The organism is Micromonospora sp. ALFpr18c (genome assembly GCF_008868155.1).
Lineage (GTDB): Bacteria > Actinomycetota > Actinomycetes > Mycobacteriales > Micromonosporaceae > Micromonospora.
Genome location: NZ_WBKR01000002.1, coordinates 58,722 through 83,777, shown reverse-complemented (window position 1 = coordinate 83,777; position 25,056 = coordinate 58,722). Strand labels below are relative to the sequence as shown.

General features: G+C 70.1%; 19 protein-coding genes and 2 tRNA genes. 7 read left to right on the top strand and 14 right to left on the bottom strand.

The window, feature by feature from the left end; all coding sequences use genetic code 11:
- Nucleotides 1-14: 14 nt before the first annotated feature.
- Nucleotides 15-275, bottom strand: coding sequence for a hypothetical protein (locus tag F8271_RS01115; RefSeq protein WP_151487704.1), 261 nt, complete (start codon nt 273-275; stop codon nt 15-17).
- Between the two features lie 152 nt (nt 276-427).
- Here F8271_RS01115 and F8271_RS01110 point away from each other — a divergent pair, with 152 nt between their 5' ends.
- Nucleotides 428-4,882: an HAD-IC family P-type ATPase gene (locus tag F8271_RS01110; protein ID WP_151487703.1), complete on the top strand. Its 4,455-nt coding sequence runs from the start codon at nt 428-430 to the stop codon at nt 4,880-4,882.
- A gap of 176 nt (nt 4,883-5,058) precedes the next feature.
- On the opposite strand, the gene F8271_RS33755 is transcribed toward F8271_RS01110, so the two are convergent.
- The gene (locus F8271_RS33755; RefSeq protein WP_255473625.1) at nt 5,059-5,184 is read right to left on the bottom strand and encodes a hypothetical protein; all 126 of its coding nucleotides are present in this window, start codon (nt 5,182-5,184) and stop codon (nt 5,059-5,061) included.
- A 1,839-nt stretch (nt 5,185-7,023) separates the two neighbouring features.
- On the opposite strand from F8271_RS33755, the gene F8271_RS01100 reads away from it, so the two are divergent.
- Nucleotides 7,024-7,908: a site-specific integrase gene (locus tag F8271_RS01100; RefSeq protein WP_225854087.1), complete on the top strand. Its 885-nt coding sequence runs from the start codon at nt 7,024-7,026 to the stop codon at nt 7,906-7,908.
- Between the two features lie 14 nt (nt 7,909-7,922).
- Here F8271_RS01100 and F8271_RS01095 read toward each other — a convergent pair.
- The 6 genes from F8271_RS01095 to gyrB form a co-directional block, all read right to left on the bottom strand.
- A tRNA-Ala gene (locus F8271_RS01095) sits at nt 7,923-7,998 on the bottom strand.
- 45 nt (nt 7,999-8,043) lie between these two features.
- On the bottom strand, nt 8,044-8,172 hold the full coding sequence (locus F8271_RS32885) for a DLW-39 family protein (RefSeq protein ID WP_225854086.1): 129 nt from the start codon (nt 8,170-8,172) through the stop codon (nt 8,044-8,046).
- A gap of 42 nt (nt 8,173-8,214) precedes the next feature.
- Nucleotides 8,215-8,288: transfer RNA gene (locus tag F8271_RS01090), tRNA-Ile, on the bottom strand.
- A 150-nt stretch (nt 8,289-8,438) separates the two neighbouring features.
- The gene (locus F8271_RS01085) at nt 8,439-9,338 is read right to left on the bottom strand and encodes a DUF3566 domain-containing protein (protein ID WP_151487702.1); all 900 of its coding nucleotides are present in this window, start codon (nt 9,336-9,338) and stop codon (nt 8,439-8,441) included.
- A 4-nt stretch (nt 9,339-9,342) separates the two neighbouring features.
- Nucleotides 9,343-13,062 (bottom strand): intein-containing DNA gyrase subunit A, encoded by a 3,720-nt coding sequence (gene gyrA / locus F8271_RS01080; protein WP_370461840.1) that lies wholly within the window; start codon nt 13,060-13,062, stop codon nt 9,343-9,345.
- Nucleotides 13,063-13,255: 193 nt separating this feature from the next.
- Nucleotides 13,256-15,202, bottom strand: a complete 1,947-nt coding sequence (gene gyrB / locus F8271_RS01075; RefSeq protein ID WP_151487700.1) for a DNA topoisomerase (ATP-hydrolyzing) subunit B — start codon at nt 15,200-15,202, stop codon at nt 13,256-13,258.
- A gap of 522 nt (nt 15,203-15,724) precedes the next feature.
- Between gyrB and F8271_RS01070 the strand changes: the two genes are divergently transcribed.
- Entirely contained in the window at nt 15,725-16,279 is a 555-nt protein-coding gene (locus F8271_RS01070; protein WP_151487699.1) for a hypothetical protein, read from the top strand.
- Here F8271_RS01070 and F8271_RS01065 read toward each other — a convergent pair.
- The gene (locus tag F8271_RS01065) at nt 16,264-16,758 is read right to left on the bottom strand and encodes a MarR family winged helix-turn-helix transcriptional regulator (RefSeq protein WP_151487698.1); all 495 of its coding nucleotides are present in this window, start codon (nt 16,756-16,758) and stop codon (nt 16,264-16,266) included. The two genes, F8271_RS01070 and F8271_RS01065, sit on opposite strands and share 16 nt — an antisense overlap.
- Before the next feature lie 94 nt (nt 16,759-16,852).
- Here F8271_RS01065 and F8271_RS01060 point away from each other — a divergent pair, with 94 nt between their 5' ends.
- Complete coding sequence (locus F8271_RS01060; protein WP_151487697.1) at nt 16,853-17,068, top strand: hypothetical protein; 216 nt, start codon at nt 16,853-16,855, stop codon at nt 17,066-17,068.
- Between the two features lie 9 nt (nt 17,069-17,077).
- Here F8271_RS01060 and F8271_RS01055 read toward each other — a convergent pair whose 3' ends face one another.
- From F8271_RS01055 to dnaA, 5 genes are all read right to left on the bottom strand, one after another.
- Nucleotides 17,078-17,737 carry a DUF721 domain-containing protein gene (locus F8271_RS01055; RefSeq protein ID WP_151487696.1) on the bottom strand — a complete coding sequence of 220 codons (660 nt, stop codon included), beginning with the start codon at nt 17,735-17,737 and terminating at the stop codon, nt 17,078-17,080.
- Nucleotides 17,727-18,860 (bottom strand): DNA replication/repair protein RecF, encoded by a 1,134-nt coding sequence (gene recF / locus F8271_RS01050; protein ID WP_151487695.1) that lies wholly within the window; start codon nt 18,858-18,860, stop codon nt 17,727-17,729. Before recF ends, F8271_RS01055 begins: the two co-directional genes overlap by 11 nt.
- Before the next feature lie 16 nt (nt 18,861-18,876).
- The gene (gene gnd / locus F8271_RS01045) at nt 18,877-19,749 is read right to left on the bottom strand and encodes a phosphogluconate dehydrogenase (NAD(+)-dependent, decarboxylating) (RefSeq protein ID WP_151487694.1); all 873 of its coding nucleotides are present in this window, start codon (nt 19,747-19,749) and stop codon (nt 18,877-18,879) included.
- A 40-nt stretch (nt 19,750-19,789) separates the two neighbouring features.
- Nucleotides 19,790-20,923, bottom strand: coding sequence for a DNA polymerase III subunit beta (gene dnaN, locus F8271_RS01040; RefSeq protein WP_151487693.1), 1,134 nt, complete (start codon nt 20,921-20,923; stop codon nt 19,790-19,792).
- A gap of 791 nt (nt 20,924-21,714) precedes the next feature.
- On the bottom strand, nt 21,715-23,631 hold the full coding sequence (gene dnaA, locus F8271_RS01035; protein ID WP_370461839.1) for a chromosomal replication initiator protein DnaA: 1,917 nt from the start codon (nt 23,629-23,631) through the stop codon (nt 21,715-21,717).
- A 552-nt stretch (nt 23,632-24,183) separates the two neighbouring features.
- On the opposite strand from dnaA, the gene rpmH reads away from it, so the two are divergent.
- From rpmH to yidD, 3 genes are read left to right on the top strand one after another with little or no spacing between them, the layout of a single operon-like run.
- The gene (rpmH, locus tag F8271_RS01030) at nt 24,184-24,321 is read left to right on the top strand and encodes a 50S ribosomal protein L34 (RefSeq protein ID WP_007453904.1); all 138 of its coding nucleotides are present in this window, start codon (nt 24,184-24,186) and stop codon (nt 24,319-24,321) included.
- 34 nt (nt 24,322-24,355) lie between these two features.
- On the top strand, nt 24,356-24,772 hold the full coding sequence (gene rnpA, locus F8271_RS01025) for a ribonuclease P protein component (RefSeq protein ID WP_151487691.1): 417 nt from the start codon (nt 24,356-24,358) through the stop codon (nt 24,770-24,772).
- Complete coding sequence (yidD, locus tag F8271_RS01020) at nt 24,769-25,056, top strand: membrane protein insertion efficiency factor YidD (protein WP_192580088.1); 288 nt, start codon at nt 24,769-24,771, stop codon at nt 25,054-25,056. The genes rnpA and yidD overlap by 4 nt, the downstream gene beginning before the upstream one ends.

The window sequence follows — 25,056 nt, the reverse complement described above, 5'->3', positions numbered from 1 at the left end:
TGACCCAGCTCTCGTCAGGCGTTCTGAAGTGCTTCCCCGACCCCCTTCACCAGTCCCGAAAAATGCTGGTCGGCCAGGAGGTGCCCAGCGGTGATCACGAGGGCGATCGGCCACTCGATGACCTGGAGTGCGGCGAGCACCCCGAGCCCGGCGTAGTAGGCGACCTTGTCCGGTGGTGGCACCGCGACCTCACCCAGGATCGGCAGGTCCATCCGCCGGCTGTACATCTGGACGTTCTCGTGCGACCCGTTCAGGTGTCTGGTCAGCGTGCTCATTCCGGCCTCCCCGTGTCCGGTGATGGTCGCCGGATTCCACCGCCCGCCTCGTCCATGCGCTGCCGACGCCGGAAACTTCCGCAGCCCGAGGGGCATAACGGATGGCAGGTCGGGAAGCCAGGCCGCCGGACGTGACGCGGCGGGAGGGCGAGATGGCTACCGGACGCATCCTGCCGTCCATCGGTGTACCGCACCTGGTCGGTGAGGCGTCCCGGACCGTCGGGTCGGCGGCGACACGACTGGCCCGACAGGCCGGACTGACCCGTCGCCGGGTCTGGTCGCGCCCCGGCCGGCACCACATTGAGGTGCACGGTGTCTGCCAGGACGGCGGCGACCGGCTGGCCCGCCAGGTGGAGGGTGCCCTGGAGAGGCTGCCCGGGGTGGCCTGGGCACGGGTGAACGCCCCGTCCGGCCGGGTGGTTGTCGCCGTGCAGGCCCCGGAGCCGAGACTGCGCGACCTGATCGCCACGATCGGCCGGATCGAACGGACCTGTGACCACGAACCCGATCCGGAGATCCCGCCGCCGCACCCACCGGAGGAGGGGCCCCGCACCCCGCGCACCCTGGGTGCGCTGGCCTCCGACGCGCTGGGCCTGACCATTTCGGCGGCCACCCGGATCCTGCCGTTCGCGCCGCTGCCCGGCGAGGTGGCCGGCCTGCTCTCGGCGGTGGACCTGCAACCCAAGCTGCACGCGTTCATGGGTAAGAAGCTGCGCTCGGACCCCCGCGCAGACATCATCTTTCCCCTGGCCGAGGCGGTGGTGCAGGGCCTGACCGGCCGGTGGACCGGGATCGTGCTGGACGGTGCCCAACGGATCGTGCAGTGGGGCGAGGATCGCGCCCAACTTGCCGCATGGGAGCGCGCCGAGCCCCGACTGACCGGCGACCCGGAACGCGCCACCGCCCGCTGGCCGGTGATCGACCGACCCCGACCGAAGCCGGACGGCCCGGTCGAGCGGCACATCAACCGGATGCTGGCGGTGGGTGCCACGGCCGGAGCGGCGGCGGTGCCGTTCGCCGGCCCCAAGAGGGCCGCCGCTCTGGGCCTGTCCACGCTGCCCAAGGCCCCCGGCAGCGGACGCGAGGGGTACGCCGCCCAGCTCGGCCGGATGCTCGCCCGGCGCGGTGTGATCGCCATGGACCGCAGTGTGCTCCGCGAGCTGGACCGGATCGACACGCTGGTGTTGGACGCCGCGGTGCTCGGTTCCGACCGGGGTGTCCTGGCCGACCTCGCACCGGCGTCGGGAGTCGACGTCGACCAGGTGGCGGAGCGGGCGTTCGCGCTGTTCGACCCGGCCGATCCGGCCGCCGCACGGTCGGTGGACGGGTGGCGGATCGGACCGCCGGACCACCTGCCGGCGGGCGACATCCCCGACCGGGAGCGGCTCCGCGCCGCCGGAGGGCAACTGCTCGGCCTCGCCCACGGCGACCGGCTCGCCGCTCTGCTGCGGGTCGAACCGGAACCCGCGCCGGGCGTCGACGGCCTTCCGGCCGCCGCGCGGCAGGCCGGGCTGCGGCTGGTCGTGGCCGGCGGCGACGAGCAGCGGTACGGCTTCGCCGACGCGATGCTGCCCGGCGGCGACCAGTTGGTCGAGTCGGTACGCGCGCTGCAACGCGACGGTGCGGTGGTGATGCTGGTGTCCGCGGACCGCAGGGCGCTCGGCGCGTCCGACTGCGGCCTCGGGTTGGCCGATCCGGACGAGCTGCCACCGTGGGGCGCTCACCTACTGGTCGGGGCGGACCTGCGGGTGGTGGCCCTGGTGATCGAGGCGACCGGGGTGGCCCGGCGGACCGCCCAGCAGAACATCCGGCTGTCCATGGCCGGCACCGGTCTCGGGGCGCTGGGTGCGTTCACCGCCCCACCGACGCAGCTGCCGCACCGGGCGCTCGTCGCGGTCAACGGCGCGGCCGGGCTGGCCTTCGCGAACGGCGTCTGGCAGGCCCACCGGCTGCACGACCGGTCGGACACCCCGGTGCCGGTGGCGACCGCCTGGCACCTGATGCCCGTCCGCACCGTGCTCGACCATCTGGGCACCGGCTCGGACGGGTTGGACAGCGCGGAGGCCCAGCGCCGACACGAGAGGCGCGGTGCGGGCGGCGGCGACGCCCCGGCGGGCGGTGGCCTGCTGCGCGCCTTCCTGGACGAGTTGTCCAACCCGTTGACCCCGGTGCTCGCCGCCGGGGCGGTGCTCTCCGCATCGTTCGGCTCGCTTGTCGACGCCGCTCTGGTGGGCAGCGTGGTCGGTGGATCCGCGTTGATCGGGGCGGTGCACGAACGCAACACGGAACGGTCGTTGGCGGAGCTGCTGTCCCGTTCGGCGGTGACCGCACGGGTGCGCCGGGACGGTGCCGAGCGCGTGGTCGCGGCCGAGGACCTGGTCGCCGGGGACGTCATCGTCCTGGAGTCGGGTGACTCGGTGCCCGCCGACTGCCGGGTGCTGGAGTCGGTGGGGTTGGAGGCGGACGAGTCGTCGCTGACCGGCGAGTCGCTGCCGGTCGCCAAGAACGACCGGCCGGTGGTCGCGGCCGCCATCGCCGACCGGCACTCGATGCTGTACGACGGCACCACCATCGCCGCCGGGCACGGTAAGGCTGTGGTGGTGGCGACCGGCGCCGACACGGAGGCGGGGCGCAGTCTCGCGATGGTCCGCCAGGCCCCACCGACCAGCGGCGTGGAAGCCCGGCTCGGCTCGCTGACCAGCGCCGCCATCCCCCTCGCGGCAGGTTCGGCGGTGGCGGTGGCCGGCGCGGGGCTGCTTCGGGGCGTACCTCTGGCCGAGACGGCCGCGACCGCCGCGAACCTCGCCGTCGCGTCGGTGCCGGAAGGGCTGCCGTTCCTGGTCAGCGCGGCGCAGCTGGCGGCCGCGCGGCGACTGGCCGAGCACGGCGCCCTGGTCCGCAACCCGCGCACCATCGAGGCGCTGGGCCGGGTGGACGTGCTCTGCTTCGACAAGACCGGCACCCTCACCGAGGGTAAGTTGCTGCTCGCCGGGGTCGGCGACGGCGTGGGCGACCGGTACGCCGCGGTGGACCGCCTGGACGACCGGCTTGGGTCGACGCTCGCCGCCGCGCTCCGTGCCACTCCTCCCGCAGCCGACCCGGAACAGTTGGCCCTGCAGACCGACCGCGCCGTTCGCCGGGGTGCCGCCACCGCCGGGGTGGTGGAGCAGACCGGCGCCCCCGGCTGGCGCGCCGCCGGCGGGCTGCCGTTCGAGCCGTCCCGTGGCTACCACGCGAGCGTCGGAGAGACCGACGGTCACCTGCTGTTGAGCGTCAAGGGCGCACCGGAGACGGTGCTGCCGCGCTGCGCCGCGCGACGCACCGACGGCCGCCAGGAGCCCCTGGACGACGCCGGCCGAGCGGAGCTGCACCGGATGCTGGCCGACCGGGCCGGGGCAGGGCATCGGATCCTGGCCGTCGCCGAGTGCCAGGTGGACGATCCGACGGTGTCCGACGGGGACGTGCGAGGTCTGACCTTCGTGGGTTTCCTGGCCCTCGCGGACGGGGTCCGGGAGAGCGCCGCGCCGGCGGTACGGCGGATCCGGCAGGCCGGCGTACACACCATCATGATCACCGGTGATCACCCGGCCACCGCCGAGGCGATCGCCGCCACCATCAGCGAGCACGACGAGCAGCGCGTGGTGACCGCCGGCGAGCTGGACCAGCTGGACGACGAGGCGCTCGCCGAGCGGCTGGCCAACACCGACGTGGTGGCCCGCTGCACCCCGACGCACAAGGTGCGGATCATCCAGGCGTTACAGAAGTGCGGGCGGACCGTGGCGATGACCGGTGACGGCGCCAACGACGCCCCGGCGATCCGGCTGGCCGACGTCGGCATCGCCCTCGGTCAGCGGGGCACCCCGGCGGCGCGGGCCGCCGCCGACCTGGTGGTCACCGACGACCGGTTGGAGACCATCATCGCCACCCTGGTCGAGGGGCGGGCGATGTGGTCGTCCGTCCGGCACGCGCTCAGCATCCTGGTCGGCGGCAACCTCGGCGAGATCGCGTTCAGTGTGCTCACTGCGGCGGCGACCGGCCGTTCCGCGCTCACCGGGCGGCAACTGCTGCTGGTCAACCTGCTCACCGACCTGGCACCGGCGCTCGCCATCGCCGTCCGTCCACCCGCGTCGGACCGCACCGACGGCCTCCTGCTGGAGGGCCCGGACGTGTCGCTGGGCGAAACCCTCAGCCGGGAGATCGCGTTGCGGGCGGCGGCGACCACGCTGGGCGCGACCGTCGGCTGGACGCTGGCCCGGTACACCGGCCGCCAGCGACGGGCCGGCACCGTCGCCCTGGTCTCCCTGGTCGGCACCCAACTCGGGCAGACCATCCTGGCCGGCGGCACCAGCCCCGCCGTACTGGCATCCACGGCCGCGTCCCTCGGCGTGCTGGTCGTGGTGGTGCAGACGCCCGGTGTGAGCCAGTTCTTCGGCTGTACGCCACTGGGGCCGGTCGGCTGGACCATCGGCGCGGGCTCGGCGCTCGGCGCCACCTTCGCCAACGGCGCGCTCACCAAGCTGGTGGAACACCTGCCGCAGTCGCGGCCCGCCACCGGTCGGCCCGATGAGACGGCGAACGACGACGGGCCGACCGGGTCCGAGGACTGACCACGATCACGGCGCTCGGACGGCATGCACCGAAGCGAACGTGATGCCGCACAGTCATATTGATGCCGCACAGTCATCACGCTAAACGTGAATCCCCAGCCGGTCAGGCAATCTCCGCTGGCCGGAACGGTTCGCGGGCGGGTGCCTGTTCCGCCCCCAGGGCCTCGGCAAAGTCCTCAGGTGATGCCAAGTAGGGCCAGTGGTCGGTTGCTGTCGCGGGCGTGGTGGCGGTTGGCGGCGGCGATGTTGGTGACGCCGGTCAGGCGTAGTGCGCCGATGGCGGCGTTGCGGAGGGTGGCCATGACCTGTGGTCCGGTGCTGGTGCGGATGTGGGATCGGTCTTCGTCGTAGGTGACGTCGCGGATGTGTGCGCCGTGAGGCGCTGTTGTTTCGAGTGGAGGTGAGAGGCCTTCGCCGCTGGCCCTGTCGCAGCAGGGCGGTGGAGCTGAGGGCAGCCTGATCCGGGAGGTGCCGGGGAGGGTGGGAGCAGCCCTGACAAAGCTGGGGCGTGTCAGTACTGCCAGATGGTGCGGGTCCGGCGAGCGGGATGAAGAGGAGTACGAGAGGAACCTGCGTTTACGTCCCTCAAGATGTCACCGGCCTGGAACCTGGCGGATGTGGGCCGGATGCGGTGCGCACCCTCGATCACGTGTCGTAGGGGAACTCCTGGGTGGTTCTGTGTCTGACTGCCGGGAGGCCATGGTGAAGTGCTGCGGGTTAGCCGTGGCGATGCCGCTGGGACATAGCAGGGCTCCTCCTTCGTCGAGCGAACAGCAGTGAACACGGGCCCGATCTACAGGCCGCCTAGCTGGCTCGTCTCGGGTTATTGTTCGGCCCCGGCCCCGGCTTCGCCGCCTGCTGACTGGCCGCCTGGATTTGCGCCCTCAGCACCCTTTGACTGTCGAGGTTTGATCGAATGCGCGCAGCAAGGGAAAAGGTTGCACGAAGGTGAGCTCAGCGGCGGAGCGTTCCCACAAGACGATCGAATAGCCGCAAGATCACGACTGACATGCGCCTGTCTTGTGCCCAATGATCTTGCGAAGAGAAATCGCCTGGTCAGAGGCGATGTTGGTGGAGCCCAGGGGACTCGAACCCCTAACCCCTGCCTTGCAAAGGCGGATAACGGGCGTTGGACGCTGTCGGCGAGTCACGTTGCTTGCCGTTCTTCGTCCAGCGCCCGTCATCCGTTGCCGAGGAATACCAACCGTTGTCAGCGCTTTCGCTGACTTTCTGCTGACCGTTCGGAGCTAAACCGCCAAGGCAGGCTCGCTGCTCGTGGCGACGATCAGGGCGCGCCATCTGCGCGGACTGCCCCCTATCGCTGGTAAGCTGTCCCGCGCCCAGCCGCGTTACTGCTCCCAGCATAGCCCCCCGACTGGCCCCCACGGGGAGCCCCCCGTCCCGGATGGTACTGGCTACTAACCAAATGTGCCGCCGACTGAGTTGGGTTGCGTCGATTCCCCTCAGCCCTCAACATCGCCTGAGCGGCTTGCTGGTAGGTAGCTCCGACTGGCGGGGTTTGGAGCATGACGGCCGGGTTGTAAGGAGCGGCCGGCATGCGGTGCCTAACGTCGAGGTCGTATTCCAACACGTGCTGCGCCCACTGCCCCAGGTGGCAAAGCATATCGTAATTTCGGTGCTCGCGGTACGCGACAGCGCCGGCTTGCCACATGCCTTTCTCTAGTTGCTCAACAAGGAATAGCGGACTAGTAGGCGTCAGGTGAGACATGCTGATCATACCTTTCGATGGGATCTGTTGGTGCGGGGCGCATGCCAGAACCAACTGGCACACCGCATACAACGGGCACAACCGAGATAACGGTTCACAAGGACGCTCGGATCTTCGGTCATGCCGTCTCTCCCTCTGGTGATTCCGCGGCGCGCTCAATCGCGCGGTAGACCGTCGAGCGGGCCACGCCGAACAGCTCGGCGCTGGTGTGCTCGCCGGCCTTGTGCAAGGCCCCGCCAACTGGCGCGACCCATCCGGCAGTCAGCGCGCGAAGACCTTCCGCACGCGCAAGGAGGCCGCCGCGCACCTCGCGGCCACCGAGACGACCGTCATTCAGGGCACCTACGTCGATCCCGCAGCGGGGAAGGTCCGGTTCAGTACGTACGCAGAGCGGTGGTTGGCGTCGCGGTAGGTGGAGACGACGACGCTCGCCGGCTGGACCTCGCGTCTCCGGGCGCAACTGCTGCCGCACTGGGGGACCTGGCCGGTCGGGCGAATTGATCACCTGGCCGTTCAGGAGTGGGTAACGCGGATGGGCCGTGAGCTGTCGCCGGCCACGGTCGCCCCATGCCACTCGCTGCTGTCGTCCATCCTCGCGTCGGCGGTGCGCGGCCGACTGATCGCGTTCAACCCGTGCGAGGGTGTGCGGCTACCAGCACAGCGCAAGCGCGCGGGAGGGCTGGTCCCGCTCACGCTCGACCAGGTGACGGAACTACTGCTGCCGAGCGTCCCGGATTGGCATCGGCCGGTGGTTGCGGCGGCGGCTGGCGCTGGCCTGCGATGGGGTGAGTGCCTCCGGCTGCGGTGGGCCGATATCGTCCTGCCGGACGACGACGACCAGGACGCAACGTTGACCGTGCGGCGAGTGGTGATCGAGGTCAACGGGCACGCGACGGACAAGCCGTACCCGAAGACAGCTCAGAGCCGCCGTGTTGTCCCGGTCCCGCCGTTCCTGCGGGCCGAGCTGGCGCGGCACCGCGAGCGGACGGACCCCGCCAAGGTGGATCGGGTGTTCACCAACCAGGCAGGCGACCCGATGCTCCGCAGCAACTTCCGGCGCCAGGTCTGGCGACCGTCGCTGGTACGGGCCGGGCTGCTCGGCGAGGTCACGGAAACCGGGCCGTACCGATTTCGGGCCACCTGGCGTTCCACAACACTCAATCGCTACACGCACACGCCAGCCGACTTCCACCGGGTCATCCGAGGCGTTTTCGCATACCCCGCTGACGATCCGCTGACGAAAAAAGACGACCATCGATCAGGTCGCCCAGAATCAGAAGAGGAAGAAGCCCGGTAACCTGCACCGGAGCTTGGTGGAGCCCAGGGGACTCGAACCCCTAACCCCTGCCTTGCAAAGGCAGTGCTCTGCCAGTTGAGCTAGGGCCCCGTGGGCGGCTGCGGTGCCGCCGGTCGTTCACCGCCGGGCCGGACCTCAGCGCAGGTCGGGCGCGGTGGTCGCCTCGTGCCACAGGGCGCGCTCGTCGTTCGAGGCCTTGACCTTGTTGTAAACGACGGCGGCCACGCCGACGACGCCAGCCAGGATCAGCAGCTTCTTGAACATGGGGCAACCCCTCAAGCTCGACTACCGTCGGACGACGTGCGGTGGGGCTAGATGGAATCGAACCATCGACCTCAGAGTTATCAGCTCTGCGCTCTAACCGACTGAGCTATAGCCCCGCGTTGCGACGAGCAAGATTAACCCATCCGCTCGGCCGGACCAAAATCGGGGTCCGGACCGGCGGGCCAGGCCGTCGCCGCCTGCACAACCTACCCGAGTACGGGACGCCGGAGCGACCGCTTTACGCGGTGCCCCGGCGTCCCGATCACTCAGTCCCGCTCGGCGAGGGTCAGCTCGATCCCACCGACCAGGTCGGCGCAGACGTTGTAGACGAACGCGCCCAGCGTGGCCAGAGCGGTGAACAGCACCACGTTGACCAGGCCGATCAGCGCCGAGCTGAGAATCACGCCCTTGGCGGTGATCTGGAAGCCGTTGGTGCTCTGCCCACCGCCGGCGTTGACCAGGTCGCTCAGGCTGTCGTTGACGCTCTGAAACACGCCCATCGCGTCCAACGCCAGGTAGAGCACCGACGTGGCGACCACCACGACGATGAACAGCACCACCGACACGGCGAACGCGAACTTCATCACGGACCAGGGGTCGATCCGCTTGAGGTTCAGTCGGGCCCGGCGCGGCCCGCGGGACGCGGCCGAACTGACCGAGGTACGCGCGGCGCGTACCGCGTCACCGACCCGTGCCGCACCGACGGCGGACGGGTTGCCGATGCCCGGCGGCAGGCCACCGCCGCTGGCCGGGCGACCGGCCCCACCGGTACGTCCCGGGTCCGGCTGCGGCTGCGTCATGCCGGGCGTGATCCGGGGCTGGGTGCCCGTTGTCCCACTGGGTGTCGCCTGACCCGGCCGGACACTGATCGGCTGTGTGGTCGTCGGGCGGGCCGGCGCCGGCGCCGCTGCCGGCGGCGTGGTGGACGTCGGCGCCTCGGCACCAGCCGTCTCACCCTTGTCGCCCGACCCGCTGTCCTCGCCGGGCTCCGGCGGGGGTGTCATACCGGGAGCCCGGGTGAATTTCGGGGCAGGCGCATCGGCGGGGACCGTTGCCCGGCCCACGGCCGCGCGGCCGGTCGCTGGTGTGCCGCCCTTGGCGGCCTCCTCGTCGACCGGGTTGGCCGAGGTCCCCGTGTTCCCCGACTTCGCCTGTGTCTCCGTCATTCAACTAGTCCTGTTCGTCAGGCTCGTCGGCATTGCGAGCAATCGCCACGATAGTCACGCCGTCCGGGAGGTCCATCAGCTTGACCCCCATTGTGTTCCGGTCACGCGTACGGCGTACAGGCTTCACCGGAGTCCGGATGACACCACCGTTGCTGGTGATCGCGAACAGTTCGTCGTCCGGGTCGATCACCACCGCGCCAACCAGACCACCGCGCCGTTCGGTGATCTTCGCAGTCAACACGCCCTTACCTCCCCGGCCCTGCACCGGGTATTCCTCGATCGGGGTACGTTTCGCGTATCCCCCGTTCGTCGCCACCAGGACGTCCAGACCCTCCCGAACGACCTCCATGGCGAGCAGGACGTCGTCGTCCGTGAAGCGCATGCCGATCACGCCGGAGGTGGCCCGACCCATCGGCCGCAACGCCTCGTCGGAGGCGTTGAACCGGATCGCCTGCGCCTTCTTCGAGACCAGCAGCAGGTCGTTCTCCGGCGCCACCAGCGCAGCACCGACCAGCTCGTCCTCATCGCGCAGGTTGATCGCGATGATGCCGCCGGAACGGTTGGAGTCGAACTCCTCGAGCCGCGTCTTCTTCACCAGGCCGTTCTTCGTGGCCAGTACCAGATAGGGGGCTACCTGGTAGTTCGGGATTTCGATGATCTGCGCGATCTGCTCGTCGGGTAGGAAGGCGAGCAGATTGGCCACGTGTTGGCCCTTGGCTACCCTACTGGCCTCCGGTAGCTCGTACGCCTTGGCCCGGTACACGCGCCCCTTGTTCGTGAAGAACAGGATCCAGTCGTGCGTCGAGCAGACGAAGAAGTGGCTGACGATGTCGTCCTGCCGCAGCGTGGCGCCACTGACGCCCTTGCCGCCACGACGCTGCGAGCGGTACAGATCGACCTTGGTCCGCTTGGCGTACCCGGTCCGGGTGATCGTGACGACCACGTCCTCGCGGGCGATGAGGTCCTCCATCGAGACCTCGCCGTCGAACGGGATGATCTGCGTACGCCGATCATCGCCCCACTTCGCGACGATCTCGCCCAGCTCCTCCGAGACGATCCGGCGCTGGCGCTCAGGCTTGGCCAGGATGTCCTTGAGGTCGGCGATCTCGATCTCGAGCTTGGTCAGGTCGTCGACGATGCGCTGCCGCTCCAGGGCGGCGAGGCGACGCAGCTGCATGTCCAGGATCGCGGTGGCCTGGATCTCGTCGATCTCCAGCAGCCGGATCAGGCCCTGCCGGGCGTCGTCGACGGTGGGCGACCGCCGGATCAGCGCGATGACCTCGTCCAGTGCGTCCAGCGCCTTGGCCAGACCGCGCAGGATGTGCGCCCGCTCCTCGGCCTTGCGCAGCCGGAACGCGGTCCGCCGGCGGATCACGTCGATCTGGTGCTCGACGTAGTAGCGGATGAACTGGGCCAGGTTGAGCGTGCGCGGCACGCCGTCGACAAGCGCCAGCATGTTGGCGCCGAAGGTCTCCTGGAGCTGGGTGTGCTTGTAGAGGTTGTTCAGCACCACCTTGGCGACCGCGTCGCGCTTGAGCACGAGCACGATCCGCATGCCGGTACGCCCGGAGGACTCGTCGCGGATGTCGGCGATGCCGGCGAGCTTGCCCTCCTTGATCAGCTCGGCGATCCGCTCGGCGAGGTTGTCCGGGTTGACCTGGTAGGGCAGCTCGCTGACGACCAGGCAGGGCCGCCCCCGCTTGTCCTCCTCGACCTCCACCACGGCCCGCATCCGGATCGAGCCACGACCCGTGCGGTACGCGTCCTGGATGGCGGTCGTGCCGACGATCAGGCCGTGGGTCGGGAAGTCGGGGCCCTTGACGATGCCGAGCAGGGCTTCGAGGGTGGTCTCCTCGTCCTCCTCGGGGTGCTCCAGGCACCACTGCACCGCCGCGCCGATCTCCCGCAGGTTGTGCGGAGGGATCTTGGTGGCCATGCCGACCGCGATGCCCTCGGAGCCGTTCACCAGCAGGTTGGGGATCCGCGACGGCAGGATCGTGGGCTCCTTGGCCCGGCCGTCGTAGTTGTCCTGCAGGTCGACGGTGTCCTCGTCGATGTCCCGCAGCATCTCCATGGCGAGCGGGTCGAGCTTGCACTCGGTGTTGTGGCTGACGAAACCATCGGAGACGAACGAGTGGTCATCGGTGTCGACCCGGACGCTGTAGACCGGCTGCACGCCGGCATCCGTGATCTGCGCCACCTCGGCGTAGTAGAAGCGCCCGTCGACCAGCGGCTCGACCACGTCGAGCACCTCGGTGTTCGTAATCCGGGCAGCGATTTCGTCGCGGTCCCGCTCCCAACGCTCCACCCGGTCCACGTTGTGCCGACGCAGCCAGTCCCGCTCGGTCCAGCGCGGCGCGCCGTGCTCGCGGATGAAGTCGCCGACCAGCGGCACATGGTCGCTGGAGAGCGCCGTGCTGCTCGCCGGCACCTGGGCCAACTCGGCCTCCAGCTTGGCCTGCTTGCGGCCGAGGAAGCCGACGTGCGCCGCGAAGATCCGGGCGTCGCGGCGGTTGGTCACCACGACCTTGATCTCGCCGTTGTCGTAGCGGGTCTGCCGGCTGATCACACCGAACTCCAGCAGCAACTGCTGGACCTCGCGGGCCAACCGCTCACTGCGGGTCGAGTACGAGATCTGCATGGTGTTCCGCGGCAGCAGCGAGGACGAGCCATCGCCCTCGAAGAGGGCCTGGATGAAGGCCCGCTTGACCGCTGCCGGCCCCTGCCAGACGAACTCGGGCACGAACTTCGCGGCGCTTCGGGCACCGACCATGTCGCCGAGCAGGCTCGTCCGCAGCGCGGAGAGGTCCTGCACGTCGAGTTCATGCAGGGTGCTGCCGGAGGCGATGACTCGCTCGCTGACGTAGCGGGGCCCACCGACGGCCAGGTCGTAGGCCGCGAGGACGCGGACGAAGAACTCCCGGTCGACGTTGTTGAACCCGGCCCGCCCCGGGGAGACCCAACCCTCGCTGACGAAGGCACCGGCGAGGACGGCCGCCTCGACGTGCTCCAGCATCGGGTAGCCGATCTCGTCCGGCACCGAGCGCTGGAGAACCACCCGGTCGCCTGGGGAGATCTCGGCGAGCAGCTTCCACAGCAGGGTCGGCACGCCGGCGACGTCCACCAGGCAGAGCACCGGGTGATTGTGGGTGCCGGTCAGCTCGTACCCCTCGCGGGTGCGCAGCCGCAGCGTGGGGTGCTCGCCGGAGTGAAAGAACTTGGAGGCGCGGACCAGGTCGCCGTTGCGGTCGCGGACCTTGAGGTCGATGTCGGTCTCGCTGGACGGCGCCGCGCCGGGCACGATGTCGCCGACCCGGACGCTGCCCTCAGCGGTACGAATACGGACATCTGCGGTCAGACAATATCTCATGGCCGCAGCCGGATCATTACCCGGCGAGCCGAAGTTGCCATTGCCGTCGACCAGCGGGTAGCGCAGCGACCACGGCTGCGCCATCCGGACCAGTGCGTCGTAGATCGCCGAGTCGCCGTGCGGGTGGAACTGGCCCATCACGTCGCCGACGACGCGGGAGCACTTCACGTAGCCGCGGTCCGGCCGGTATCCCGAGTCGAACATCGCGTAGAGGATCTTGCGGTGGACCGGCTTGAGCCCGTCCCGGACGTCCGGCAGCGCCCGACCGACGATGACGCTCATCGCGTAGTCGAGGTAGGAGCGCTGCATCTCCACCTCAAGCCCGACCGGTTCGATCCGGTCGTGCGCGACCACCGCGGCGATGGCCTCGGCGGGGACCTCAGGCTCGTTCGGTGTGGACTCGGGAGAATCGGTCACTGTATACCCTTATCAGACTCAGAGTCGTTTTCGTGCTGTGGATAACGGCTGTGGATACCGGCCAAGCTGTGGATAACTCTGTGGAACAGTGGATCGGCCGGGGCTTGCCCGGCCGATCCACCGAGGTCCGTCAGATGTCCAGGAACCGGACGTCCTTGGCGTTGCGCTGGATGAACGAGCGGCGCGCCTCGACGTCCTCACCCATCAGGACGCTGAACAACTCGTCCGCGGTTGCGGCGTCGTCGAGCGTGACCTGACGCAAAGTACGCGTCGCCGGATTCATCGTGGTCTCCCACAGCTCGGGATAGTTCATCTCGCCGAGGCCCTTGAACCGCTGGATGTCGTCCGGCTTGGCGTTCGGCTTCTTCTGCTGGCGCAGCGCGATGAGCCCGTCCCGCTCGCGGTCGGAGTAGGCGTACTGCGCGTCGTCGCCCTTCTTGTTCCACTTGATCTTGTAGAGCGGCGGGGCCGCCAGGTAGACGTGGCCCAGCTCGACCAGCGGACGCATGAAGCGGAACAGCAGGGTCAGCAGCAGCGTCTGGATGTGCTGGCCGTCGACGTCCGCGTCGGCCATCAGCACCACCTTGTGGTACCGCAGCTTCTCCATGTCGAAGTCGTCGTGGATGCCGGTGCCCAGCGCGGTGATCAGCGCCTGGACCTCGTTGTTCTTCAGCACCCGGTCGATCCGGGCCTTCTCCACGTTGAGGATCTTGCCGCGGATCGGCAGGATCGCCTGGGTCCGCGGGTCACGACCCTGCTTGGCCGAGCCACCGGCCGAGTCGCCCTCGACGATGAACACCTCGGACTCGCGCGGGTCGGTGGACTGGCAGTCGGCCAGCTTGCCCGGCATCGAGCCGGACTCCAGCAGTGACTTGCGGCGGGCCAGCTTGCGCGCCTGCTGCGCGGCGATGCGGGCGCGGGCGGCCTGGGAGGCCTTCGTGATGATCATCTTGGCTTCGGCCGGGTTACGGTCGAACCAGTCGACCAGCCACTCGTTGCAGACCCGCTGCACGAAGCTCTTCACCGGGGTGTTGCCGAGCTTGGTCTTGGTCTGGCCCTCGAACTGCGGGTTGGCGAGCTTGACCGAGATGATCGCCGCGAGCCCTTCGCGGATGTCCTCGCCGGAGAGCTTCTCGTCGCCCTTGAGCAGCTTCTTGTCGGTGCCGTACCGGTTGACCACGCTGGTCAGCGCGGACCGGAAGCCCTCCTCGTGCGTGCCGCCCTCGTGGGTGTTGATCGTGTTGGCGAAGGTGTAGACCGACTCGCCGTACGACTCGTTCCACTGCATGGCGATCTCGACCGACATGCCCTCCTCCTCGGCGCCGAACTCGACCACGGTCTTGTGGATCGGGTTCTTCGAGGCGTTGAGGTGCCGGACGAAGTCGGCGATGCCGCCCTCGTAGAAGAAGGTGACCTCGCGCTGCCGGCCGTCCTCCTCCGCATCCACCCGCTCGTCGAGCAGGTGGATGCGCAGCGCGCGGTTGAGGAAGGCCATCTCCTGCAGGCGCCGGTAAATGGTCTGGAAGTCGAAGTCGACGGTCTCGAAGACGTCCGGGTCGGGCCAGAAGGAAACCGCCGAGCCGGTGCGATCGGTGGTCTCACCCTTGTCCAGAGGACCGGGCTTGGAGTTGTTGTACTGCTGCCGCCACACGAAGCCGGACTTGTGGATCTCCACTGCCATCCGGGTGGAGAGCGCGTTCACGACGGAGACGCCGACACCGTGCAGACCACCGGAGACCGCGTACGCCTTGCCGTCGAACTTGCCACCCGCGTGCAGCACGGTCAGCGCGACCTCGACACCCGGCTTCTTGAGCTTCGGGTGCAGGTCGACGGGGAAACCACGGCCGTTGTCGGTGACCCGGACGCCGCCGTCGGCGAGCAGCACCACGTCGATGGTGTCGCAGTATCCGGCCAGTGCCTCGTCCACCGCGTTGTCGACGACCTCCCAGACGAGGTGGTGCAGACCACGTTCGCCGGTGGACCCGATGTACATACCGGGCCGCTTGCGGACCGCCTCCAGCCCTTCGAGAACGGTGATCGACTCTGCGCCGTACTCCTGCTTGTCCTGCGCTACCACCCTCGGCCACTTTCTCGCGTCGTCGGCGCCGGGAGGGCGCGTCGGGCGCGGGTTCGGCGGACAGGACGCGACGTCGGCGCGCGGACCGGTGCCGGAGACCTCCGGACAACGGGTCGAACGCGCCGGTCGCCGCGGTTGCCCGCGGATCGCGATCGGCTCGACCCGACGTGGAGAATGATTCTGGGGCCACCGGCCCCATCGCTCGCTCCGCACCGAGTCTTCGTCTCACCGTCAATCCTACTGTGCGCGGAGGACAGAACCACCACTCGGCACCCTCAACGAGGCGGCTGAGATGTCCGTAGCCGGCAGAACCCCGCTGCCCGCGACTCCCCCCACACGCCAGGCTCCGATCGCACGCGCCGTCCGCGAACGGGTTGACCCGCACCCGGGCGGGTCGGGGGTCGCGGTCGGCCCGCCCGTGCCGTACGTTTGCGGCGCCCCGGAACCGCCCTTGATCTTTACCGGTCGGAACCGGGACGATCGACCCGATCGACCCGACACGTGCTCTTTAAGAGGTGACAGATGGGGCTGGACAACGTCGCGGTGCACTGGCCGCGGACCGGCCGCTTCTACGATCCGGTCGCGCCGGCGGAGTTCGTCGACTTCGGCGAGATCGTCGACGTGCCGCGAATCTCCGCGCCGACGGCGGCGCTGGCCGAGCTGATCGCGAAGACCGGGACCGTCCGGGCGACCGCGTACACCGAACTGGTGGATCTCCTCCTCGGGCTGGAAGGTGTGTTGTACGCCACAGACGCCGCAGCCGAGGACGAGGACCCGGTGATCGACCCGGACGGGTGCGCCTGGATCGCCGGCGGGATCGAGCGGTTCGTGGCCGGCCACCGGGAGTACGGCGAGGCCGTCACCTTCGACTCGGTCAGCATCGTGCTGCGCGGGTTGCTCGGCGACGGCCGGTTGGCCGAGCAGCAGCTGCGGTGGCTGGAGAGCCGGCTCGACGCGTTGCGCGACGAAAGCGGCGACCCGCCGCAGTGGAACTTCACCTGCGCCGAGTTGGGCGTGCTGGCCGCCTTCTACCGGCGCTGCGCCGAGCGCGGCTTCGCGGTCTACGCCGACGCCTGACCGGCCACCCCGGCCTGCGGTGTGGGGTCGCCGGGTCGGTTGGCCGCGGCGATCACCTGGGTGAGCACCGCGTGCAGGTGTCGCAGGTCCTCGAGCGGCAGGCCGAGCCGCTCGACGATCGCGGCCGGGATGCGTTCCGCCTGCTCGCGGAGCGCCGTTCCGCTGGCGGTGAGGGTGACCGCGAGGCTGCGCTCGTCGGCGGCGTCACGCTCGCGGCGCAGGTAGCCGGCCGCTTCGAGCCGCTTGAGCAGGGGCGACAGGGTGCCCGGATCGAGTTGCAGGAGGCGGCTGAGGTCGCGGCCGGACAGCGGCGCGTGCTGCCACAGCGCCAGCATGACCAGGTACTGCGGATGGGTCAGGCCCATCGGTTCCAGTAGCGGCCGATAGACGGCCACGACGCTGCGTGCCGCCACCGACAGGGCGAAGCACACCTGCTGTTCCAGTGCCAGCGGATCCCCGCCGGCCGGCGGTTCGCTCATCTGTTGCCCTCCCGATGCACGATGGCTATCGTACCGACCATTGGTACACCAACTGTTGGTGTACCAACCATATGGCGGCAGGGTGGAGGCCCAGATGAGCGAGGACGGCGCGGCCACGAGATCCCCCGGCGAGGGCGGCCGGTTCCTGCGGTGGGCCTACCGGCACCTCGCCGGTCCGGCCGACGGCGTCCAGGGCGAGATCCAGGGCGGCTCGGCCGAGGCCCGCGAAGCCTGGAAGCGCGACCTGGCCGAGCGCAAGCGCTACACCCGGGAACAGCGCGAACGCCGGCGCGCCGACCGGCGCACATGACCCACCCGCTCAGCCGTAGGTGTCGCGCGGCCCCCGGCCACGCACCCGGCGCGGCCCCTTCTGCCAGGACGGCGCGGCCGGTCCGTGGATGTGCAGCTTGCGCACCACGTTGTGGCCGACCTCGCTGGCGATCTGCTTGAGCAGCGAACCGGCCAGCAGCCGCAACTGGGTCGCCCACGCGGTCGAACGGGCCTCCACGGTCAGCTCGCCGTTCTCCAGCTTCACCGGCCGGCTGTTCTGCGCGACCTCCGCGCCGACCACCCGCTCCCACGCGCCGAACACCGTGGCCTCGGCCGCGGGCTGCTGCCAGCCGCGCGCCTTCACCAGCCGGTTCAGCACCGCGCTGAGGGGCTGCGGGTCGCGCGGGTCGGGGCCCGGGCCGGAATAGCCGCGCAGCCTCCGCCCCGAGCCGCCGGCGCCATCGCCACCAGAGCCACCACCGGGGGTACGCCGTGCGCGGGCCGCCGCCTGCCGGCGGGACAGCGCCGCGTCGAGCACCGCCCTGGCCAGCTCCGGGCCGGCGGGTGCCGGCCCGTCACCGCCGACCGCTTCCGATCCGGGGGTACGCGCGCCCGCGGCGTCGCCACCACCGGTGGCCTTCGGCCGTGCCGTACCCCCCTCACCGGTCGCTCCGCCACCTCGACCGTTGGTGCGCGGCTCATCCGACACGGCGGACCGTCCCCTCGCCGACCTGGTAGCGGGTGCCGCGCAGGGCAGCCGGCACGTCATCGTCCACGGCACAGGTCACCAGCAGTTGGCTCGCCCCGCCGACCAGCTCCGCCAGACGTTCCCGGCGCCCGGTGTCCAGCTCGGCGAAGACGTCGTCGAGCACCAGCACCGGCTCGATGCCGTCCGCGCGCAGCAGGTCGTAGCCGGCCAGCCGCAGCGCGAGCGCGAACGACCACGACTCGCCGTGGCTGGCGTACCCCTTGGCGGGCAGCGGGCCGAGGGTCAACGCCAACTCGTCGCGGTGCGGGCCGACCAGGGTGGTGCCCCGTTCGATCTCGGCCGAACGCGACGCCGCCAGGGCGGCCGTCAGCGCCTCGGCCAGCGTGGCACGGTCGGTGGTCGGCTCGGCCAGCTCGATCGAGGGTCGGTAGGCGATGCCCGCCGCGCCCCGACCGGCGGCCACCGCGTCGTACGCCTTGGCGACGTGCGGGGTGAGCGCGGCGACCAGCTCCAACCGGCCGGCGAGCAGCTCCGCGCCGTGCTGGGCCAGGTGGGCGTCCCAGACGGCGAGGGTGCCGAGGTCGCCGCCGCGGGAGCCACCCGTCTTGCGGGCCAGGTACGCGGTGCGCAGCAGGGCGTTGCGCTGCTTCACCACCCGCTCGTAGTCGGCCCGCACGCCCGCGTACCGGGGCTGGCGGTTGACCAGGAGGTCGTCCAGGTAGCGGCGACGCTCGGACGGGTCACCCCGGACCAGCTCCAGGTCCTCCGGGGCGAAGAGCACCAGCCGCAGCGCGCCGAGCACGTCGCGGGCCCGTCGAGCCGGGGATCGGCCCAGCCGGGCGCGGTTGGCCTTGCCCGGCACGATCTCCAACTCGACCAGGAGTTCCCGGCCGTCGTGCACCACCGCGCACCGGATCACCGCCGAGGTGGCTCCCATCCGGACCAGTGGGGCGTCCGTGGCGACCCGGTGCGAGTCCAGGGTCGCCACGTAGCCCAGCGCCTCGACGAGGTTCGTCTTGCCGACACCGTTGGCGCCGGTCAGGACGTTCGCCCCCGGCTGGAGGTCGACGGCGACCCGCTCGTACGAGCGGAAGTCGACCAGTTCCAGCCGGTGGACGTACACAGGGTGTGGATACCGCTCAGCGCTTGTGGACGGCGTGGCCACCGAACTGCTGGCGCAGTGCGGCGACGGCCTTCATGGCGGGTGAGTCGTCCTGCCGGGAGGCGAACCGGGCGAACAGCGAGGCGGTGATGACGTTCAGCGGAACGGCCAGCCGGACCGCCTCGTCGACCGTCCACCGGCCCTCGCCGGTGTCCTCGGTGTAGCCGCTCAGCTCGGCCAGCTCCGGGTCCTCGTCGAGGGCCCGGTCCAGCAGGTCGAGCAGCCAGGACCGGACGACGGTGCCCTCGCGCCAGGACTTGAAGACGCCCGGCACGTTGGTCACCAGCTCGGAGGCGGTGAGTAGCTCGTAGCCCTCGGCGTAGGCGTGCATCAGGCCGTACTCGATGCCGTTGTGCACCATCTTCGAGTAGTGCCCGGCGCCGACCGGCCCGGCGTGCACGAAGCCGAACTCGCCCTCCGGCTTGAGCGCGTTGAAGATCGGCATGAGCCGGTCGACGTGCTCCTGGGCACCGCCGACCATCAGCCCGTAGCCGTTCTGCCGGCCCCAGACGCCGCCGGAGACGCCCACGTCGAGGTAGCCGATGCCGCGCTCGTGGAGCCGCTCGGCCCGGGGGGCGTCGTCGCTGAACCGCGAGTTGCCGCCGTCGATGATGATGTCGCCCTCGTCGAGGTACTCGGCGAGTTCGTCGATGGTGGTGTCGGTGACGCCGGCGGGCACCATGACCCACACCGCGCGCGGGGACTCGAGCTTGTTCGCCAGCTCAGCGAGGCTCGCCGCGTCGCTCAGCTGCGCGTCGTGGTCGAAGCCGACCACCTCGTGGCCGGCCGTGCGCAACCGCTCGCGCATGTTGCCGCCCATCCGGCCGAGTCCTACCAGGCCGAGCTGCATGTGTTTCTACCTCCGTGGATCTGGGTGTTGCTGGGCTCGATCAGCGAGACACGCGGATCGGCATGATGAGGTACCGGTACCCCGGAATGACTTCGCCATCCTCGCTGGCCGGTGAGATCACCGCGGGTTTGAAGGCGTCGACGAACGAGAGCACGGCGGTCTGTGAGCCGAGGTTCGCGAGGCCGTCGATGAGGTACTGGGGATTGAAGCCGATGGTCAGCGCGTCCCCGGTGAAGGTGGCCTCCATCGCCTCGCTGGCCCGGGCCTCCTCGGAGCCGCCGGCCTCGACGACCAGGCCGTCCGCGCTGAAGCTCAGCAGCACCGGCGTGGCGCGCTCGGCGACCAGGGCGACCCGCTTGACCACCTCGATCAGGGTGCTGACCGGCACGCGGGCCTCGGCGTTGTGGGTGGCCGGGAAGAGCGAGCGCACCGGCGGGTAGTTGGCGCCGTCCAACAGCCGGCTGGTGGTACGCCGGGTGCCACCAGCAAGACCCACCATGCCCTCACCGGCGGCGCCCTGCGCGAGCGCGAGGGTGACCTCGCCGCCCAGCGGGCCGAGCGCCTTGGCGGTGTCGTTCAGGGTGCGGGCCGGCACCAGGGCGTTGATGCTCACCTCGGGGTCGTCCGGCCGCCACTGGATCTCCCGCAGCGCGAGGCGGTAACGGTCGGTGGCGAGCATCGACAGGGTGCTGCCGGACAGCTCGACGCGGACGCCGGTCATCATCGGCAGCGTCTCGTCACGACCGGCGGCGATGGCCACCTGGGCGACCGCCGTGGCGAACGCGGCGGCGTCGACCGTGCCGGCGCTCTGCGGCATCTCGGGCAGCGCCGGGTAGTCCTCCACCGGCATGGTGGGCAGGGTGAACCGGGCGCTGCCGCAGACCAGCTCCAGGTGCGCGCCGACCGCGGCGATGTCCACCGGCTTGGCCGGCAGCGCCTTGGTGATCTCGGCGAGCAGGCGACCGGAGACCAGCGCGGCGCCGTCGGCGTCACCCTGCACCTCGACGGTGACCTGGCTGGAGACCTCGTAGTCGAACCCGGAGACCCGCAGGTTGCCATCGGTGACGCGGAGCATCACCCCGGCGAGTACCGGTACGGATGGCCGGTTCGGCAGGCTCTTCGCGGTCCACGCCACGGCCTCGGCGAGCGCGTCGCGCTCCACTCGGAACTTCATCAATGCCTCCGCGTCGACGTCAGCGACAACTCTCTCATGCCGACCGCTGCCTACCGTCCCGCCCGACCGTGCGGGTACCCATCGCACCTTAGGGCGCGGGGACATCGGCTGTGCGCCCGACCCCGTGGATCGTGTCGCTGCTGACGTCTGCTCCGGCAGCGTTCGGCCCGATCCACAGAAAGCCCAACGGTGATGATTGGTTTTTGTTCTCTTAGAAGAGATAACTCATCGTCTTCATCGCACCTGTGCAAACTGTGGAGAACCCGGGTTCGCGCAGCTCAGGCAGGTTATCCACCGGTGATTTGACTGTGGATAACCGGGGGTACAACCGGCTCGTGTGTCCACAGCCCGGCTTCGGCGGTCGGTTGTCCACCGTTGTCCACCGGTTGTCCACCGGTAATCCACCGACTTTCTCCCCAAGCCTGTGGACGGCCACGAAGATCATCATTGTCGTCATCCCCAGAACCTTCAACAGGTCGTGCACAGGGCAGTGGTCATCGGTGGACAACGCGACGGTTGTCCCCAAGCGTCCACAGCGTCGTGCACAGGGTTTTTCCACAACCTGTGGGTAACCGGCGGCGGGCCGACTGTAGTTATCCACAGCCGGTGGACAACGAGTTGTGGACAACGAGCGGCAATCGAGGCGGACACGGCTTCGATGCTGTGGTCTGCACCATGTCGAGGGTCAAGCGGGCAGCCCTCAGAAGAAGGAAAAAAACAACGCCCGGCCGGAGATCCGGCCGGGCGTGTCCGTCCCGGGCAACGTGCCGCCGAGGCGGCGGGCGTACCGCTCAGGTGTTCTGCTTGATCCGGTTGGTCAGCTCGGCGATCTGGTTGTAGAGCGACCGCCGCTCCGCCATCTGCTGACGGATCTTGCGGTCGGCGTGCATGACCGTGGTGTGGTCCCGACCGCCGAACGCCTGCCCGATCCGCGGCAGCGACAACTCGGTCAGCTCCCGACACAGATACATGGCCACCTGCCGGGCGTTGACCAGCACCCGGGAGCGGGACTGACCACGCAGGTCCTCCAGGCTCACCCCGAAGTAGTCGGCGGTCGACGCCATGATCTGGTCGGCGTTGATCTCCGGGCCGGCGCCGTCGGGCATGAAGTCCCGGAGCACCTCCTCGGCCAGGGACAACTCGACGGTCGACCGGGTGAGGCTGGCGAACGCGGTCACCCGGATCAGCGCCCCCTCCAACTCCCGGATCGAGTTCGACACCCGGGAGGCGATGAACTCCAGCACGTCCGGCGGGGCGTACATCCGCTCCTGCGCTGCCTTCTTCTGCAGGATCGCGATCCGCGTCTCCAGGTCCGGCGGCTGGATGTCGGCCAGCAGCCCCCACTCGAACCGGGTGCGCATCCGGTCCTCCAGAGTGGCGAGCTGGCGCGGCGACCGGTCGGAGGTGATCACGATCTGCTTGTTGGCGTTGTGCAGGGTATTGAAGGTGTGGAAGAACTCCTCCTGCGTGCGCTCGCGGTTCTCCAGGAACTGAATGTCGTCGATCAGCAGGATGTCGACGTCGCGGTAGCGCCGCTGGAACGCGCTGGTCTTGTCGTCCCGGAGCGAGTTGATGAAGTCGTTGGTGAACTCCTCGGTCGAGACGTACCGGACCGAGCGGGCGTTGCCGAGCGTCGTGGCGTAGTGCCCGATGGCGTGCAGCAGGTGGGTCTTGCCCAGCCCGGAGTGACCGTAGATGAACAGCGGGTTGTACGCCTTCGCCGGTGACTCCGCCACCGCCACGCTCGCCGCGTGCGCGAACCGGTTGGACGAGCCGATGACGAACGTCTCGAACATGTACTTCGGGTTGAGCCGGTTGCCGCCGGTGTCCGCGCCGGGCAGCCGGCGGTCGTCACGACCCCCCGCCCGGTGGTCCACCCCGCTGCGACCCGGGCCGCTGTCCGTTCCGCTGTCCCGGGGCAGCGCGCGGATCACGTGCTGGTCCCGCGGCGTCGCCGCCTCCTCGCGGTAGCGGGGCTCGTACGGCCGGGTGTCCGGGCCGGGCGGATCCAGGCGGGCGGCCTGCTCGTCGTAGCCGCGCCGGTCCGGCCCCTGGTGGGGCGACCGCAACGGCTCCACGAACGACGCGCTGAAGAGCGCCTCCTGCCCGTCACGGCTGGCCGGGATCAGCCCCGACCGGTGCCCGTCGGCCGTCGGCGCGAGGGGCTGCCCGACGGGTGCCGGCGGGGCGCCGGACTCCGGGGCGTACGGCACGCGCTGCTGGTCGGGGATGACCGGGTCGTTTGTCGGCCGTCCAGGGTGCTCGACGTCGAACGGTCCGGCGGGCGGACCCTCGACGTCGATCGACCCCGGCTCCGGTGTGCTGCGGTAGACGGTGCCGGCCGGGCGGCCGCTGGCATCCTCGGCCACCCGCACGGTGACCGCCACCTGGATCGGTCGGCCGAGCCGGCGGGTCAGCGCCTCGGTGATGGCCGGGCGCAGCCGCGATTCGATCACGTCCCGCGTGAACGCGTCCGGAACGGAGAGCAGCGCGGTGTCCTCGACGATCGCCCGTAGCCGCGTCAGTCGGAGGTAGGCGCGTTGCTGAGCGGAGATGATCTCGTCGGCGAGTTCGTCGGTCGCCGCCAACCACACCGCGGCAAGGTCGGTCGTACCGGCCACCGTCGTGCCACCCCCTCGCCTCTGCTCCCGGCCGCCGCTGTCTGCCAGCCGGCCGTCCCGGGCCCGCCGCGTGCGCGGGTGGAACATCACCCACCCGGACGTCAACCGGTGGTCGTCCACAGGTTATCCACAACCTGTGTGCAGACCGATGGTGGCCGCCCGTCGGACGCGGGTGGGACCTGCCCCCTGCCTGAACGGGCGCTGAAGCGGGTTCACCGTGCCGAACGATTCACTACCTTGTCCGGTCTTGCCTGTGCGACGACCGGAGCTTCCGACGCTCACCGCAATCGGGCACGGTAACAGCGTTGTCCCTGCGCCATCAACCGGCGGCGCGAAGGCACCCTTGTCGGCATCAGCGAAAACCGCCCCTTCGGTCCCGGGCGAGTCCCGGCCCGGACCCGTTGTCCGCCGCAGCGGGGTGTTTGACGGTCATTGCCCCCCTGCGTAGGCTGGAGCGGCTGCTCTCTCGCCCTCTGCTAGGGTGATGGGTGCTTGCTGTCCGCGGCCGCATCCCCGCATCGCCGAGGTCCCGCTCCGCCGGGCAGCACCGATCGGTGGCCACCGTCGAGGTGGCCTGGACCACCCCACGACCCCGGCGATCCCGTCGCCCGGGGCGCGTACGAAAACGGAGAGCCTGACGTGAGCAAGCGCACCTACCAGCCGAACAACCGCCGGCGCGCGAAGACCCACGGCTTCCGGCTGCGCATGCGCACCCGTGCCGGCCGTGCCATCCTCTCGAGCCGCCGCGCCAAGGGTCGCACCACCCTGTCGGCCTGAGCCGACCGGGCCGGTCCGGGGAACGTGGGCAGTCGTGCTGGCCGCCGCACAGCGACTGCGGCGCAGCACTGACTTCGCCGCAGCGGTCCGCGGTGGCCGACGCGCCGGACGAGGCGCCGTCGTGGTCCATCTGACCGTGCCGGCGACCATCGACCCCAGCACAGTGACCTCGCCGGAGCCGGCGCGGGACGCTGACGCGGAGCAGTCCTCCGCGTCGACCCGCGCCGGCTTCGTCGTGTCCAAGGCCGTCGGTAACGCGGTGGTCCGCAACCAGGTGCGCCGTCGACTGCGGGCGTTGACCCGGGACCGACTGGCCGCACTTCCGGCCGGCAGCACCCTCGTCGTACGGGCGCTGCCCGCGGCGGCCGAGGCGTCGTACCCCCGGCTCGCCGCCGACCTGGACGCCGCCATCGCGGTCGCGCGTTCGCCCCGACAACGGCGGTCCCGATGAGCGGTGACCCGGGCACGGCGCCAACCGGTGCGGCCAGGGTGCTGATCGCACCCATCATCGCGTACCGTCGGTGGATAAGTCCGGCGCTGCCGGCCCGCTGTCGGTTCTACCCGTCGTGCAGTGCGTACGCCCAGGAGGCCGTCGCCCGCCACGGCGCGCTCCGGGGAGCCGCCCTCGCGGTCCGGCGGCTGCTGCGCTGCCACCCCTTTCACCCTGGTGGACATGACCCGGTGCCGGAGCCGGGCAGCCGCCGTCGTGCTGATGTGACTGGAGCCCCGAATTGA

Bases quoted from the DNA above. Each gene is read 5' to 3' on its own strand.
- F8271_RS01110 (WP_151487703.1), top strand. From the start codon at position 428: ATGGCTACCGGACGCATCCTGCCGTCCATCGGTGTACCGCACCTGGTC.
- gnd (WP_151487694.1), bottom strand. From the start codon at position 19,749: ATGCAGCTCGGCCTGGTAGGACTCGGCCGGATGGGCGGCAACATGCGC.
- dnaN (WP_151487693.1), bottom strand. From the start codon at position 20,923: ATGAAGTTCCGAGTGGAGCGCGACGCGCTCGCCGAGGCCGTGGCGTGG.
- F8271_RS01085 (WP_151487702.1), bottom strand. From the start codon at position 9,338: ATGACGGAGACACAGGCGAAGTCGGGGAACACGGGGACCTCGGCCAAC.
- yidD (WP_192580088.1), top strand. From the start codon at position 24,769: ATGAGCGGTGACCCGGGCACGGCGCCAACCGGTGCGGCCAGGGTGCTG.
- F8271_RS32885 (WP_225854086.1), bottom strand. From the start codon at position 8,172: ATGTTCAAGAAGCTGCTGATCCTGGCTGGCGTCGTCGGCGTGGCCGCC.
- F8271_RS01065 (WP_151487698.1), bottom strand. From the start codon at position 16,758: ATGAGCGAACCGCCGGCCGGCGGGGATCCGCTGGCACTGGAACAGCAG.
- F8271_RS33755 (WP_255473625.1), bottom strand. From the start codon at position 5,184: ATGGCCACCCTCCGCAACGCCGCCATCGGCGCACTACGCCTGACCGGC.
- dnaA (WP_370461839.1), bottom strand. From the start codon at position 23,631: ATGTTCCACCCGCGCACGCGGCGGGCCCGGGACGGCCGGCTGGCAGAC.
- F8271_RS01070 (WP_151487699.1), top strand. From the start codon at position 15,725: ATGGGGCTGGACAACGTCGCGGTGCACTGGCCGCGGACCGGCCGCTTC.
- F8271_RS01060 (WP_151487697.1), top strand. From the start codon at position 16,853: ATGAGCGAGGACGGCGCGGCCACGAGATCCCCCGGCGAGGGCGGCCGG.
- F8271_RS01115 (WP_151487704.1), bottom strand. From the start codon at position 275: ATGAGCACGCTGACCAGACACCTGAACGGGTCGCACGAGAACGTCCAG.